The organism is Sphingobacterium sp. GW821-FHT03E03 (assembly GCF_059420745.1).
Window position 1 is genome coordinate 565,470 of the sequence record NZ_JBWKUH010000001.1, and the last position, 16,386, is coordinate 581,855.

A 16,386-nucleotide genomic window follows, 5' to 3' on the forward strand; every position below is an offset into this window, starting at 1 on the left:
CACAGTTTTACTTTCTTTGGCATCTAAGCATACACAAACAAACGCTAAAATTCGCTTGAAAATGAGAAATACAAAACGACCAAGAGGCCATATAAAATTAGCTGAATACAGGGATAGTACCTTTCGCTGAAAATCGGATCTTTGTCTTTAAGACAAATAAGTCAAGCGAATTGATCGCAACATTGACTGCCAAAAGAACAAAATATTCGCATGAACAAAGAAAATTTAATCAATAAGGATATTGAAGCTATTTTACAAACTGAATATCAGGACATCACGCAGTTGGTCGAAGATTATCAGGACGTTCCGGTCAGTGAGGAAAATCAGGAAGCCTTATACGCTTATAACCTGCTTTACATGAATATACATTCCTTATCGGAACAGGAATATCTTGATGCGTTCAATCAATTAGGTGAAAAATACCCCAATTACGGTCTAGCGGCTGAAAATGACCACAACATAACGATTGCCGAACTGGAGCGATTGAAACAGGCGTTCAACCAACTATGCCTACAAACCGAGCAAGGGCAATATTTGCTTCAACTCAAACTCAGGAGTATTGATCTGGACATTCAAGTATATCGAAAACTGATGCAGTTGCCGATTACTCCGGCCATTCAAGCAGAAATTGATCTGCTGGAATCAGACTCCTATAAACTTATAGATGAGATCGAAGCAATTTTAACGCAATATGTTGATGAATAAACTGTATTTCATTCGAGCATTGCTTTTGCGGATATCAACGTATATATGCTGTTTATTTATCAGTCTAAGCACACTCTTATTGCCGCAGGAGACTTGGGCAGCTTCTCCCGATCAACTCCAGCAGCAGCTGTTCAGTCCCTATTCGATCAGTGACGACGGCTATTTACACTATAATCTACAGGTAAATGACAGCAGCTATCTTGCTATAGTATTGAATCTGAATACCCTATTCCCAGGCACAAACGCCGAGAATCTTAGGCTGAAACAATATGAGTTAACTGACTCAGAACTTAAAATCAGTAGTTATCAGGGGGCTCCGATGTCCGTTAATTATCGAGTTACTGACAACGAACTCAACATATTAAGAACAAGCAATTTGCCATCCGAACCCAGGTTAGACAACCATTTGTTTTCCTTAGAATTCATTGAAGAGCTGACAGCACTGTTTGCGGCAAACGATTTGGAACAATTAAAGCGACTCAACTGGGGGACCGTCCCCAAAGAAAACATACTCTTGTTTTTAAGCCATTTGAACGATTTCTCAAACACAGCAGAATTTGGTTACAATGCGATCCACAATATGTTAGCCAATAAAAACTACGCTGTGGCAAAGTTCTTTTACAACTCATTTTTGACAAAGAATAAGAATTTCAATGACTTTGAATTGCTTAAAATAGCGATCGAACAGGACGACATGGATTTTATCAAAAAAACATCCTTAAACAGTTTAGACATCTTGGGTATAGATGAGGTCAAATTCGACTACAGTTTTACACAATGCACCTTGCTCGGTAAAGCAATACAACAAAAAAACAAGGTTATCGCACGCTATCTTTTGGATCATGGTGCTTCAACAGAAAAGGTATACAAATATGAAACAGAAGTACTTAATGCAATCCAACTCGCAGAGCAGGTGAAAGCAAAAAAGCTATCTGATCTTTTTAAATAAAACAACACTTATCACACATCAAACTATCTATCACCCTAATAACTAAACTTAAAAACAATTCATAACCATAAGATAAGGACAACAACTTATGCTATGCACTACTTCTGGTAGTATAGGGATTGAATAAAAGCATAGCTATTTAAGGGAATAACAAGATTGAAAAAGCAATTCATAATCAGCGCATACTAACAACAGCTAAAATAACGTTACCAAAATAAGGTCATACAGATAAATCTATAAATTATGCCAATACGTTTCGTATCTTACTGGAATAAAAGATAATAGCAGATGATATGATCCTATTTAAAAAACTACACAGATGAAAAAAATAGCTTTATTTGTCTTGTTGCTCATTTGCACGCTACTGATCGGGCGATCTTATTTCCAGATTAATGCAACGAAAGCTCAAAACGGATCTTTAGATAAAAAAGTTAACAGTAGCGCGATGCTACCCCTGTTAAAAGATGGCGATATGATCTTTCAGTCATCCGTCTCGCCGCAGTGTAAAGCTGTGCAACTAGCCACAGGTTCTCCTTACTCTCACTGTGGTCTTATTTTTCATGAGGATGGAAAACCTTACGTGCTGGAGGCTGTTCAACCCGTCACAGTGACCAGCATGACGGATTGGATCGCTCGAGGAAAAAACAAACATTATGTCATCAAACGACTTAAAGAGGCAGACAAAGTACTATCGGCAGAAGTTTTAGCTAAAATGAAGGGAATCGGTAAAGAATTTTTGGGTAAAAACTACGATGCCACATTCGAATGGTCGGATAACCGAATTTATTGTTCGGAACTAATCTGGAAAATCTATCAACGCGGTGCTGGAATCGAAGTGGGCAAACTGGAAAAACTCAAAGATTTTGATCTTAGTAGCTTCGAGGTCAAAAGCAAACTCAAAGAACGCTACGGCAATCGAATCCCTTTAGAGGAAACAGTCATTTCCCCTGCATCTATTTTCAATAGTAAGCTTTTGACAACGGTAGCAAGCAATTAATTTAAGACTCGTTCAAGAGGGACAGTGCAGCATTTACAAAAACTGAAATTCCTATTTTAAACGCCTTTTCGTCGAGGTTGAACTGAGGATTATGAAGCCCATGTTGAGTCGCATTATCGTTATTATTCGTCCCTACCAACATAAACAAAGCCGGATATTGATAAGAGTAATAAGCAAAATCTTCTGCTGCCATCCAAATTTCCAAATCCTGTACCACATCATTTCCCATGGTTGTCTGTATGATATTTTTCACCTGCTGGGTCAATTCAGGGTTGTTGTTCAACGCAGGATAGCCATGTCGAACCTCGACATCCACTGTCGCTCCCAAAGCTACAGGTAATGTTTGCGAAATTTCGGCAACTGTTTCCAACGCTTCTTTACGCCAGGCTTCGTCCATTGTCCGGAAGGTTCCGGCCAATTTTACTTCTTCAGGGATAACATTAGCTGCCCCCTCACCGATAAAACGACCAAAAGTAAGGACGGATGGGATATCCGGATTCGCCTTACGGCTGACCACTTGCTGTAAAGTCGTGAGCAGCTGCGCAGCGATCATAATTGGATCTATGGCCCGATGTGGCTCAGCAGCATGGCCACCACGCCCTTTGATCGTCATGTAAAATTCATCACTCGAAGCCATAAACCTCCCTGGTCGTAAGCCTATTTTTCCCAACGGAACACGTGGACTTACGTGCATTCCCAAAATAGCTTTAATCTTTCCACCAAAAGATTCCAATATACCGGATTCCAAAATCTGGATTGCCCCACCGGGAATTTTTTCCTCCGCAGGCTGAAACAGTAATACAATTCTTCCTGAAAATTCAGCTTTATACCCCTTTAAGACTGAAGCTACACCCAATAGATTTGCTGTATGAAAATCATGTCCACAAGCGTGCATGACACCTTCATTTTTAGATTTATAGAACACATCATTCTGCTCATGAATCGGTAACGCATCAATGTCAGCCCTTAAAACCACAATAGTATCACTAGGCGATTTTTCGCCCTCCAATAGGGCAACTACGCCTGTATTGGCCACAAGTTTAAATGGGATATCGAGTGCGGTTAATTGTTGCTGGATATAGGCACTCGTCTCATATTCCTGAAAAGACAGTTCAGGATGCTGATGGATATGCCGACGGATAGCAACAATCTTCGGGAAAATAGCATCAATTTCAGCGTTCAAGTCTTTCATTATCGAGATATTAGTTAAAAACGATATTTCTATTATGATAATCTTATATAAATCGTCCAACAAGTTAAGTTAAAAATATTGTATGCCAAAGCCAGGGGAAGAAATACCAAGTCTATTAGGCGAACCCGCACAGCGTCATAATCGCGTCAATATTTTTGCTTTGGGGGCATTGTGATCAGGCTGTTTGATTTTCACAATAATTTGTTTGAATTCTATATATTTTGTATCCATCAATGGAATTATTTTTGTCGACAAATTATCACGATGGAAAAAAACACTAAACCCAGACAATCTTTTGTTCCAACGATACTGGCTTTTGCACTTGTTCCAATTACAGGTCTTGCTACTGATATCTATCTTCCTTCGATGCCTCAAATGGCCTTGGAGTTTGGTCTCAGTGAAAGCCGTATCCAGTTAACACTATCATTGTTTCTAATCAGCTACGGTGTAGCTCAATTCTTCACGGGCGCACTCGTGGATGCGTGGGGAAGATATAGAATCAACCTAATTTCACTCTTTCTCTTTATCCTTAGTTTTTGGATAACCGCAACTACTGATGATATCTGGATTATTTACGGCATGCGTATTCTTCAGGGAATTCTTTCTGCGTTCGTCGTCATTTCCAAACGGGCTTACTTTGTCGATGTGTACGAGGGCGAGCAACGCAAGCACTATCTCAGTATCATGACCATCGTCTGGTCTATCGGACCTATTATAGCCCCCTTTATTGGTGGATACTTACAAACGCAGTTTGGATGGCGTTCAAATTTTATGGTCCTCGCAGTTTATAGTGCAATACTTTTTGTCCTGGAATTTATCTTCTCTGGCGAGACAATTAAACAAAGAAAACCGTTACATGTCAACTATCTTATCGGCGAATTTAAAATGATGTTAAAGACAAACGATTTTACTTTTGGCGTGTTGATGTGCGGAATATCTTACGGATTAGTCATGTTTTATAACCTTAGTGGCCCATTTTTTATCGAGCATCAATTGGGTTACGGAGCAATCACGACAGGCTACACCTCACTTATCATGGGATTAGCTTGGATGTGCGGTGGTTTTATTGGAAAAGCGCTGATCAAAAGAGCCTTAATACCTAAATTGCGTATCGCTAATTTTATCCAGATTATCCTGGTACTATTGATGATTGTGGTATCCCCTTATCAAACAAATTTATATACACTGACGTTCTTCGCATTTGCGGTACATTGTTCCGCCGGATTTATATTCAATAATTATTTCAGTTATTGTTTGGGGCGATTCCCATTGTCAGCAGGAATAGCGGGCGGATTGGTCGGTGGAATTACTTACCTGTTAACGTCCTCCCTGAGTTACGGTACAGTCAGTTTAATCAATCCCTCTTCTCAACTTGAAATCGGATTGGGATACGCCGTATTTGCGGCTTTGGGGCTGCTCACACTTTTTTTTATTAGTAAGCTAGCTAAAACGAATAGGCTATAGCTAAAACACATAAAAGACTTTGTCGATTTTAAGCTACACAATCCAATAAGGTTGCTAATTTATTTTCAGGACAAGTTTAAAACAGCTATATTTGTACTATCATAATTTAGGTTTATAATTGGTTATTAAAGGTTTTCATTCTCCCCGTTTGAAAACCTTTTTTTTATTGTCTATTTTATTGATTCGTTTTTCATTAAGCATCGATGAACTCGCTACGCTCGGTTTATTAGCCAGAAAGAACCTTCAGTTGATTTTCACTGCTGTTGGTGCTTGTGAGAGCTTAATTATTTTTAACACTAAATTTCTCGATATAGGTACGTGGACTTTCTTTATAGAATTTCTTAAAGGTCTTACTAAAATATTTTGGATCATTGAAGCCTACTTGATAAGCAACTTCGCTAATACTCAATTCACTATTATTCAACAGTATTTGTGCAGCTTTTTTCAGACGTACCATATTGATAAATTCAACCAGATTCAAACCAGTTTGCTGTTTTATCTTACGGTATAAAACTGATCGGCTAACGCCTATTGCCTTCGTCAGCTCCTGTACACCGAAATCCTCGCAGCCTAGATTTTCCTCCACAATACGCAATACCTGATCCAAAAAGCGCGTTCTTTCGGTTGTCTCTGTCCCCTGTCCTCCCAAAAGATAATTTTGAACAAATTTTTCCTCCAAACGTTTTCTCGTCTGTATGATGTTTGATATTTTCTGGATCAAATGTGGCATACTGAATGGTTTGGTGATATAATCATCAGTTCCCACTTCAAAAGCTTCAGTGATATATGGATCCGCCGTTCGGGCAGTCAATAAAATAACTGGAATGTGATTAGTGCTATTATCGTTCTTTATTTGTTGCAACAGTGTTATACCATCACAGTTTGGCATCGTCACATCTGAAATAATAATATCCGGCTGTTTGGCGTGAACCAGTGCCAGCGCTTCGTTTCCATCGTTGGCTTCTAAAACCACATATTTCTTGCGTAAGTTTTCGCAAAGAAAACATCTCAGCTCCACATTATCTTCGGCAACAAGAATAACCGGTTTCTCATCCGCTATGCGCTCCGCTTCAATATCGTTTTTTTCGTGCTCATTCACCTGTTGATCCGTGTGTACGGTCACGTCGGATTCAGCCATATCCGTTAAAAGATCCGTGGTACTTGAGGCATCCATACCCAAATTCTGCTGCGGCAGACTAATCCGGAAAACAGTATTGTACGCCAGAGCTTCTTTCGCCATATTACTTTCAACAGTTAACAAGCCTCCATGTAAATGTATGATGGATCTTGACAATGCAAGTCCTATCCCGCTACTTGTGGCGACAAAACCCTCGGTGTTTGCCTGATAGAACTGTTCAAATACAAAGGGGATATCTTTTGTAGGGATACCTCTACCGGAATCCCAGACGGAAACAAGTAATTTAGCTGCATCGCCATTGCCCTCGAGTTCAACTTGTACTTTTATCCGTCCCCCCTTATCGGTAAATTTAAAGGCATTGTAAATGAGGTTGACAAGCACTTTCTCAAACTGCTCAGGGTCAAAATATGCCTGGTAATCGGTGGAAATATTATTTTCAAGAAAAAACTGGATATTATTCTTCTCTGCTATAAAATGGAAGTTTAATAAAACGCTTTTAAGGTATTCGGCGACCAGGACTTTCTGATAATTCAGTTTCATTTTTCCACCTTCCTGTTTTCGAAAATCAAGCAGCTGGTTAACCAGATTCATTAAGCGGTCAGCATTCCGTGTGGCATATCCCAAATGTTCTTTTGCGTACTCCGATAGGGAATGATCCGTTTTCAACTGGTTCAAGGGACCTATAATCAATGACAAAGGTGTACGGAACTCATGTGAGATATTTGTAAAGAAATTCAGTTTAGCTTCGTGCAATTCTTCTTGTTTTTCTGAAGCGAGCTTCCTAATCAAAAGGTCGCGTTTTAGTTTATTTCGACCATAAAAAAAACGAATAATCAAAAATACAACAAAGCCTAAAATCAAAAAATAACCGGTATAGGCCCACCATGTTTTCCATGGCGCAGGGAGAATTCTTATTTTTAAAACCCGCGCCTTTTCGTTCCAGATACCATCATTATTTGACCCTTTTATCCAGAGTTCATAATTCCCCGGATCCAAGTTCGTATAGGTGGCGACTGGATTGGTTACATAATTCCATTCCTGATCAAAACCTTTTAAATAATAGGCATAGTTATTTTTTTCAGGATGAACATAATTTAACACACTGAATTCAAGACTAAATACATTCTGATTGTGATCTAATACCAATTCATCCATCATGGATATATCCTTGGGGATTACACCATCAATTCCGGGTCTAACGGTACGATTAAACAATTTAAGATCTGTAAACTGTATTGGCGGAACATAGCTATTGACGCTAAGACTGTCTGGATTGAATAGGGTAAAACCAGAAAAGCTACCAAAAGCGAATTTTCCGTCCCGCAGTATGGCGGCAGCATTTTGAATATATTCATTACCAGGCAAACCATCCACTTTTGTATAACTTCTAACACTCCCCGCTTGCGGATCGAAACAGGTAATCCCTGTGTTTGTGCTTAGCCACAATTTGTTCTTTAGATCACTCAGAATACCAAAAACATTATTGACTGGAAGGCCATTTTGTTCATTGAAACGTTTAAAGGCTTTCTTTTCGGGCAGATAGCGATTTAAACCTCCCATATAGGTTCCAATCCAGATTTGTCCTTTTCTATCTTCATGAATACTAATAATATCATTACCACTGATTGAAAGTGAGTCATTTTTGTGATTCAAAAACGATATGAATTTATCGGTACCTGCTATTTTAAGATTTAGTCCATTAGAAGTGCCGATCCATAAATTACCGCTGGAATCCTCCATGAGTGCTCTGACCATATTTGAGCTCAACTGTTTACCGGCAACGTTGAAGGTCTGGAAATAACCGGGTTTTTGATTTTTCCGTTGTACCTGCAAACCGCCACCAAATGTTCCGATCCAAATATCGCCCTGGCGATCCTCCAGTAGTGCATACACGTTATTGTTTGCCAGTCCATTGATGACATTTGGATCAAAACGAAAATGTTCGTAAACCTGTTGTCCTTTACGTCTTAAATTTAATCCACCATCATAAGTGCCGACCCACAAATTACCCTCCCGATCGCGACAGATAGATTTTACATTATTATGGCTTAGGCTTCCCGCACTACTTTTATCATGTCGCTCGTTAAAAAATGAATTGGTATATCGGTTGAAATAATTCAATCCACCACCTTCTGTCCCAATAACCAGCTCACCATTTGGATTCTCCAAAAAAGCACTGACAACATTGTAGCTCAAGCTATTTCGTCGAGATTGATGGGTGAAATTTTGAAAATTCGGGATATCTTTATCGTAGATATTAATCCCGCCAAAATAAGTACCGATCCAGATAGACCCCCTTTTATCCTGAAATATTGGTCGAATAGAGTTATTACTCAAACTATTGGGATTGTTATCATCGGCCTGTATAAATAATATTTTCCCGTTTCGGTATAAATAAAGGCCATTAAATGTTCCAATCCAGATGCTCCCATCGTAAGCCTTCTTCAAAGAACGTACATCCTGATTTGCCAAATTTGCAGTAGGACTGTCATCTGTATTCAAAGAAGATACCTCTCCTGTATTTTCATTGATTATTTTTATTCCATTGTATTTTGTTCCTACCCAAAAAACACCGGGAGCAAATTCCAGAACAGCCTGAAATCGTTGATTTACTTTATTAACCAATCCTTTCTGATTGAAATAGGTCCGCAACACTTTCAATCTATTGCCATCCCTGGAAGCGGACTGCATCAGTACGATTGCATCATCTGTACAAAACCACAATCTTTTCTTGCCATCCTCGTATATTGTTCTAAAATTTCTAAAATACGAGCGGCCATTGCTCCCTTCAACCGTAATTTCATTGAAAACAAGCTCCGCCTCCAAATGAGCACCTTCTTTTATCCGATATAATCCAACATTCGTAGCAATCCAAATTACACCATTTGAATCTTGGAAAATTTGATGCACATTCACTTCTATTTTCCCACTTGTGCTCTCAACGACTGGCAAAGGAATACGCGTAAAATTATCTGCATTCCGATTGTATAAATTAAGACCACCTGTTGTCCCTACCCAAAGTCGCTGTTTCTTGTCCTGGGTAATTGCTTGTATAAAATTATGTTCCAGGGAAAGGCTATCCTGCGGATTGCTTCTATAAATTGTAAACTTACGTGCATCATATTTATTCAGGCCATCACGGGTACCAATCCACATAAAGCCCAGGTGATCTTGTTCGATAGCAAAAACACTACCTTGTGATAAACCTTCGTTTACATCAAGATGTAAAAAACGATAGTTCTTCTCCTGTGCATTAGAAATAGAAAGGACAAACAGCGTACTAAAAACCCAAAGTATACAAATACGTAATGGCATCATGAGGAATATAATTGAAATTGGATACGATAAAAATAATCATTCCATTCTATAAACACCAATAGTTATTTATTTAATCTATCGTTCAATTGTTGCTCATAAAGTGACTCTAAGAGCAATTTTTTATTTTGATTTTCCCAAAGACCGGCAGTCCTGTCTTTAAACCGACCATGATTGTTTTCGCCATTCACCCCTATTGCAAAATTTTGCCCGGAAGCCCAAGGTTGTTGTACGGCTGCACTCTTGACTTTACAATTCCACAATACCTGTGTCACTCCGGCCCAACCGTGTCCACTCCCCCAGTTACCGCGATCCTGAACATTAATCTCGCCATCAGTTGTAATCTGATCGTACAAGGTGCCTACAGCCCAACGATGATGTGGTCCAATATCTGCATGGGTATTCGTTGCAGTGGACAAACTAAAAACATTTGGTCCCAAAGTTCTTGCTCCCGTGACATAGTCATGTCGTCCTTCTGTGGTATATAATTGTCTAAATAAATTGAGTTGACCATTGTTATTGAATGAATACCTACGTCCCCCTATAATTTGAGATTTAGGATCCAGACATTTCGAATTGATAACGGATGTTTGTTTTGCGAAGGCTCCCAAGCTTACTGCCGCATAACCGAAATAGCGTGCGGTAATGTTGCGTACCCATGCATTCTCAATTTTATCAAGCTCAATAGCTATTCAAGCATGGTTTTCGTCTGTTTCGTTGACAAATTCGGATTCAAAACGTAGATTTTCAACCCCCACTTCCTGAATACGTCCCGCAAACTTAAAAGGTATGACAGAGACTTTACCAAACCTCGGATCTATGGCCATGACAACTGGATTATCTAAAAACAGCGTGTCTCCACTAATGGAAGAAATAACACGTTCAAATTTTAGTTTATATTCCTTAGTTGTCCATTGTTTTGTTCCTTCCCTTGCTATAATTTGATCCATTTTGACCGCTTTAATCCACGCCGCATTGAGTTCATAAGAAAGGAGTACTGATGCCCCTTTCTGAAAATCACGACTATCATCGACAACGACATACTTACTTCCGACAGGTATATATATTGCTTCAAGCACTTGCGCTTTAGCCTGATCTTCGACATAGTTTCCGTCACCAGAAATTTTCAATAAGCTACGTTGTTGCTTTCCCGTGGCACGCAATAACGTTTCACCTTCGGCAGCCCCCTCTCCTCTCAACACAATACCACTCGATTTGATCAGTAGACTTCCAGGTATATTGTAAATTCCTTTTTTCAGCGTTATCGCCCCTCTATATCCGTTTTTATCAAGGGGTTTGTTTGAGATTTCATCGATGGCACGTTGTATCATCTGCTGATCAGTTCCATCTGCTGTAGGATGCAATGAAATAGTGCTGGCTACAGCTGGGAGCGGTCGATTTCCTTGGTGATAACCAACCCGACTGAAATCAGGGACCATATTTCCCTTATCATCCGGAAAATAGATGAGTTTACCTTCGGGGTCTTTTCGAACCAGGCTTGACTGTGCCCGTCCCGAACGCAAGTTTTCCTCCCGAAGCAAGGCTTCTAAAAAATAGTAATCTGCGTAACTTAATGGCTTATCTACTTCGGTATTGGAGGGTTTTGACCCGGTACTATGCAGTAATATAAACCCTTTATTTTTATTTGGAGGGGACATATAGTGGTCAATCAGATTAGACATTATTGTCCGCGCTTTGCTCAAATAGTCTTTCCCCTGATTGCTAAATGTACTCAGCTCAAATAGTCCCGACGCGATCACGGTGGCAGCTGAAACATCCCTCGGTTCATTCGGAATATGAGGTGCATCGAAATCCCAATAAGGGATTAAATCCTTGGGCATACGTGGATGGTCAAAAAGCCAATGCGCGACCTTTTCAGCTTGCTGCAGGTATTTTGGATCACCGGTCTCACGATAGCACATGGTATAACCATAGAGTGCCCATGCTTCTCCCCGAGCCCAGGTAGACTCATCACTAAATCCTTGATGTGTATTTTTGTGCTGTACTTCACCTGTCGCAGGATTATAGTCAATTACATGGTAAGTGCTATAGTCCGATCTAAAATGATTCTTCATCGTTGTGTTTGCATGACTTACAGCGATATGATAATAGCTAGAGTCCCCGGTCAATTTTGTTGCTTCAAAAAGCAATTCCAGATTGAGCATGTTATCAATAATGACCGGAAAATCCCAACGATGGCTATTATGATCCCAAGAACGGATGCATCCAACCTTAGGATTAAAGCGTGTTGCCAAAGTTTTAGCGGATTGGATAATGACATCGCGATAATGTGCATTGGCCGTAAGACGATAACCGTTACCAACACTACAGAAAATCTTAAAGCCCATATCATGGGTTTTCCCGTTATACTGTTCGTCTTCGATAGCTCCGGTCAATTCACCCGCCAGTTCTTTCCATTTATGTTTTCCGGATTTCTCGTATAAATACCATAAAACCCCAGGATAAAAACCACTTGTCCAATCGCCACGTTTAACGGCCACCAACTCGTTATTTTCGGAGAGTGTACGTGGAGATGCTAATGTAGAATCAGCTTTTTTTAGCACCTGTAGTTCTTTATAGAGCAATTGCGACTGTCGATCCGCAAGATCCCAAGCTTTTTTCAATTGGTTTGCGCTCTGCGCTTTTGTTTCCTGAATGCCACAAAGGATAGTTGTCAAACTCAGTATCGAAACAATAAATCGTCTTTTTCGGATAAAACGATTCGAAACATCGACATGTTTTGACAGCAGTATATTCATATTGAAAATCATATTACATTTAGGTTTGTTTAAATAAAAGGTTAATTGGTAAGATTTATGGCTGGATAAAATTGGTATCCCAGCATTACAACCATATTAAAGGATTACGGATGGGCAAGTTACGAATGACCTCTTCCTCTTTGGGATTATGATCGAGCTCAACCCAAAGTTTCAAATAGCTGCCGTCTTGGTAAGCGGTTGCAGCAAAGATAAGAGCAGGTTGAGCAATAGGCCATTGCTCCCAGTACATCACGTCTTTTTGATAAGGCCATTTGTTCTTATCACTAATATAAGGTATCATAAAATCCACCCCTTTTTTGATTGTACGTCCATCGGGTAACGTATATTGCCACAACGGTTCATTTGTTGTAGACAGGATATGGCAAATCATGGTCATGGCATCTAGATTAAAGAGGGAATATCCAAAAGGCTTGGTCCGTTGGAGCTCCCGGGGAAAGCTACCATCTTTTTCCATCTGGCTGGGTAATAAAATTTGCTGGTAGCGTTCAGCACACATCTTGAGCAAAGCTGTATCCTGCACTAAACTGGCAAAGGATGCGACCTGCATAACCCAACAGGTGCCATGATTGTTTGCTGCATTCATTTCGTCTTTACCATATTGGTGCTCAGTCAACCAGCGCAGATATGTTGCAAACCAACGATGTATGGCATCTTTGGTTGACTGTGGAAAGTTTGGATCATTTTCGAGCACTTTTACGCCCTGCGCCACTTCCATTAAATGAATAGTATCAATAATGCCGATACCGCGACCTGTAAATCGTCCTTGTACTGCTTGGGCATACAGCAGGTTTGGATTCATCATCGTCTCCGAGTCGACAAACCAAGCTTGCAAATGAACCAACGCCTGCTGCACATATTTTTTATCCGGATTCAAACGGTAGGCCGAAGCTAGGGCGCCGATAATTCGACTAAAACGGATCATGGCTTTTCGATGGTCAACAAAGTTGGCTGGATTGCTCATACCATCCCGTTGGACATAGGGGGCGCCCGCATCCATTGGATCTGGCCACCAATAGTCGCCTTCCGAGTAAAAGTCATGGATACCACCGCTACTTCGAACTGCAGGGTAAGCCGTCACGGTCAAGGGCTTTTGCTTCATGGCCCATTTTGATTGCTTTTTTATAATAGGACGCAAAACCGTCATGATTTTACTCTTGAAAGATCCATTGGGTTCATTCGCCCCAGCGAACAGGGGGAGCAGCACAATCCCAATAAATGTGCAGGCTAGTCTGAAGATTGATTTTAAATTCATTTCCTTAGATTTTTATGAGCTATATCGGGATAATGCGGTACTCCTTGCCCTCGACTGTTTGAAATTCAATTTCAAAAGTTTCTTTGGTTGATAAAGGCGATAATTTTTCGCGGTCAAGGACATGGTATTTCAATGAACTTGGCTTGTATAGCAATTCATTTTCAGCCCCATTGACTTTATTCCCATTCGTTCCAATTACTTTCACTGGCATAGAGGTCCGCAACTTGCATATTCCACCTATATTGGAAACGATGCGTGTCTGTTGCAATTTATTATCCTTCCAATCGATGTCTACCGTAAAGTTTCCCCTGGCTTTAATTCCCTTAATATGCCCTGTCGACCACTCATCGGGCAGTGCTGGCAATAGATGAATAGCACCATCGTGACTTTGCAAAAGCATTTCAGTCATTCCAGCTGTTGCGCCAAAATTGCCGTCGATCTGAAAAGGGGGATGTGCATCAAATAAGTTCGGATAAGCACCACCACCGCTCATCTGAGCGCGATCCAGTTTGGGATCAATAAAGTTCAGCGCATCCTTAAGAATTTTATAAGCGTGGTTTCCATCCTGTAATCTTGCCCACCAATTTGTTTTCCATGCCATCGACCAACCTGTACTCACATCACCACGCAAAAGCAGTGATTTTTTTGCCGCAGCGGCCAATTCACTATTTTCTGTAACGCTAATCTGGTTACCAGGATAGAGTCCAAAAAGATGCGAAATATGTCTATGCTGATCTTTGGGATCATCCCAATCTTTAAACCATTCTTGCAGTTGACCATACTGTCCAACCTGATAAGGATATAATTTTGCACTCGCCTGTTCTAATGTCGATTTAAACTCAGGGTCGATCTGCAGTACATCGCAAGAGCGAATAACCGCAGTAAATAGCTCGCGGATAATGGCCATATCCATCGTGGATGCCATGGTCAATTGATATTCCTTTCCTGCTATTTTAATTGTATTTTCAGGTGATGTAGAAGGGTTTGTTATCAAATATTTATTTTCAGGATCAGCGATCAGCCAATGTAACATAAACTGAGCAGCCCCCTTCATCAGTGGATAGGCTTTATTTTGGAGAAAATATTTATCTCCTGTAAAACGATAATGCTCCCACAGATGTGTGCTGAACCAAGCAGCGGCCATTGGCCATGCAGACCATCGTGGCATACCTTTAGGATCCCAGTCATACCCTCCCGGAGGAGAGGTCTTGGCCCACAGATCCGAATTATGGTGAACTACCCAGCCTTCCTTTATATTGTAATTGACAGCTGCAGTTTGGGCTCCATTGATCGCCAGTTCCTCCATAAAATCAAATAGGGGCTGATGGCATTCGGACAAGTTGGTATTTTCTGCCAGCCAATAATTCATTTCGGTATTGATATTCGTGGTGTAATTACTTCCCCAAGGCGGCTGTACATGATCATTCCAAATCCCCTGTAAATTGGCAGGTCTTCCACCTTGTCTCGAGCTTGCGATCAGCAGGTAACGTCCAAAATGATAATACAAAGTCAGTAAATCCAGATCTGTAGGACCTTTTGAAAATTGCATAATCCGCTGGTCGGTCGGCAAATTTCCATGTGTTGAAATTCCAGCCAGTTCAAAATCTACCCTGTTAAACAGCGATCTATAATCCTTCTGATGATCAGCAAGCAGTGTTGTAAAGTTTTTTACCGCGACCTGTTTCATTAAACTGCTAACTGTCGCTTTTACATCTTTTCCAGCTTGGCTCGGCGATTTGTCAAAACCATTAAAGCTGGTCGCTTCTGTCAGTAACAATAGCACCTCATCAGCACCATTGATACGAAGCTTATCCTTTTCTTGCTGTACCTTCCCTCCTTTTGCCTGTACTTTAACACGCATTTCGAAAGTCATCCCCTTTCCCTCAATGCTATCGTAAACCACCTGTTTAGGTTCGTAATCCCGATTGGCCACAAAACTGGGAGCTTTACCCAAAAGGCTTAGTACATCATTGCCGAGTGCCGAAACGGTACTTTTCAGTTTGCTGGTCATGGACAGATCCAAAGTGATCGATTTAGCTTTATTTGCTTTTAAGCGAATGACCAAAGCTTTGTCGGGGTAGCTGACAAAGCTTTCTCTTTGATATTGAACACCTTTATACGTATAACTTACGGTACTCACCGCCCCTTCCAAATCCAAATCCCGCCGGTAAGCTTTCACCTCTTTCTCCTCTTGATGAAAATCCAGCCATAGGTCACCCATGGGTAAATAACGTGCTGAATAAGGGCCTTGCATTTTCTTCCAGAGCACAGCAGCCTCTTCATATTTCCCAGCTAAAATAGCTTCACGTACTGATGGTAAAATTTGCGGACCATTGGGGTTGTTTCCAGCCTCAGGTTCGCCCGACCACAGGGTATTATCATTAATCTGAAAACGATCCCTGTTCACCCCGCCAAAAACCATGGCTCCTGTCGTACCGTTACCCAATGGTAGTGCCTCCTCCCAATATGCAGCAGGTTTATCGTACCATAGTTGGCGCTTCTTTTGTTTATGTTGTGCATGACCACACGTAACAGTGACCATTATCCCGAGCAAAAGAAAAAAGCTCAAATTAGTGCTTAATTTTATCATCTCC

Annotated in this window: 10 protein-coding genes; 4 read left to right on the plus strand and 6 right to left on the minus strand. The window is 40.6% G+C overall.

The genetic code is table 11. From position 1 onward, the window contains the following. The first annotated feature begins 210 nt into the window (after positions 1-210). The 3 genes from AC07UV_RS02330 (at position 211) to AC07UV_RS02340 (ending at position 2,651) form a co-directional block, all read left to right on the plus strand. Positions 211-705, plus strand: coding sequence for a hypothetical protein (locus AC07UV_RS02330; protein WP_495182587.1), 495 nt, complete (start codon positions 211-213; stop codon positions 703-705). Beyond that, on the plus strand, positions 698-1,654 hold the full coding sequence (locus AC07UV_RS02335) for a hypothetical protein (protein ID WP_495182588.1): 957 nt from the start codon (positions 698-700) through the stop codon (positions 1,652-1,654). Before AC07UV_RS02330 ends, AC07UV_RS02335 begins: the two co-directional genes overlap by 8 nt. Before the next feature lie 319 nt (positions 1,655-1,973). Beyond that, the gene (locus AC07UV_RS02340) at positions 1,974-2,651 is read left to right on the plus strand and encodes a YiiX family permuted papain-like enzyme (RefSeq protein WP_495182589.1); all 678 of its coding nucleotides are present in this window, start codon (positions 1,974-1,976) and stop codon (positions 2,649-2,651) included. A gap of 1 nt (position 2,652) precedes the next feature. On the opposite strand, the gene AC07UV_RS02345 is transcribed toward AC07UV_RS02340, so the two are convergent. Continuing rightward, the gene (locus AC07UV_RS02345; RefSeq protein ID WP_495182590.1) at positions 2,653-3,843 is read right to left on the minus strand and encodes a M20 metallopeptidase family protein; all 1,191 of its coding nucleotides are present in this window, start codon (positions 3,841-3,843) and stop codon (positions 2,653-2,655) included. 264 nt (positions 3,844-4,107) lie between these two features. Between AC07UV_RS02345 and AC07UV_RS02350 the strand changes: the two genes are divergently transcribed. Continuing rightward, complete coding sequence (locus tag AC07UV_RS02350) at positions 4,108-5,307, plus strand: MFS transporter (protein ID WP_495182591.1); 1,200 nt, start codon at positions 4,108-4,110, stop codon at positions 5,305-5,307. 280 nt (positions 5,308-5,587) lie between these two features. On the opposite strand, the gene AC07UV_RS02355 is transcribed toward AC07UV_RS02350, so the two are convergent. The 5 genes from AC07UV_RS02355 to AC07UV_RS02375 all read right to left on the minus strand — a co-directional run bounded on the left by AC07UV_RS02355 (position 5,588) and on the right by AC07UV_RS02375 (position 16,382). Further along, complete coding sequence (locus tag AC07UV_RS02355) at positions 5,588-9,763, minus strand: hybrid sensor histidine kinase/response regulator transcription factor (protein ID WP_495182592.1); 4,176 nt, start codon at positions 9,761-9,763, stop codon at positions 5,588-5,590. 62 nt (positions 9,764-9,825) lie between these two features. Then, positions 9,826-10,371 (minus strand): hypothetical protein, encoded by a 546-nt coding sequence (locus tag AC07UV_RS02360; RefSeq protein ID WP_495182593.1) that lies wholly within the window; start codon positions 10,369-10,371, stop codon positions 9,826-9,828. 81 nt (positions 10,372-10,452) lie between these two features. Continuing rightward, positions 10,453-12,519 (minus strand): glycoside hydrolase family 88 protein, encoded by a 2,067-nt coding sequence (locus AC07UV_RS02365; protein ID WP_495182594.1) that lies wholly within the window; start codon positions 12,517-12,519, stop codon positions 10,453-10,455. Between the two features lie 85 nt (positions 12,520-12,604). Beyond that, the gene (locus AC07UV_RS02370; protein WP_495182595.1) at positions 12,605-13,792 is read right to left on the minus strand and encodes an alginate lyase family protein; all 1,188 of its coding nucleotides are present in this window, start codon (positions 13,790-13,792) and stop codon (positions 12,605-12,607) included. A 19-nt stretch (positions 13,793-13,811) separates the two neighbouring features. Next, positions 13,812-16,382, minus strand: a complete 2,571-nt coding sequence (locus AC07UV_RS02375) for a glycoside hydrolase family 95 protein (RefSeq protein WP_495182596.1) — start codon at positions 16,380-16,382, stop codon at positions 13,812-13,814. Positions 16,383-16,386: the final 4 nt, after the last annotated feature.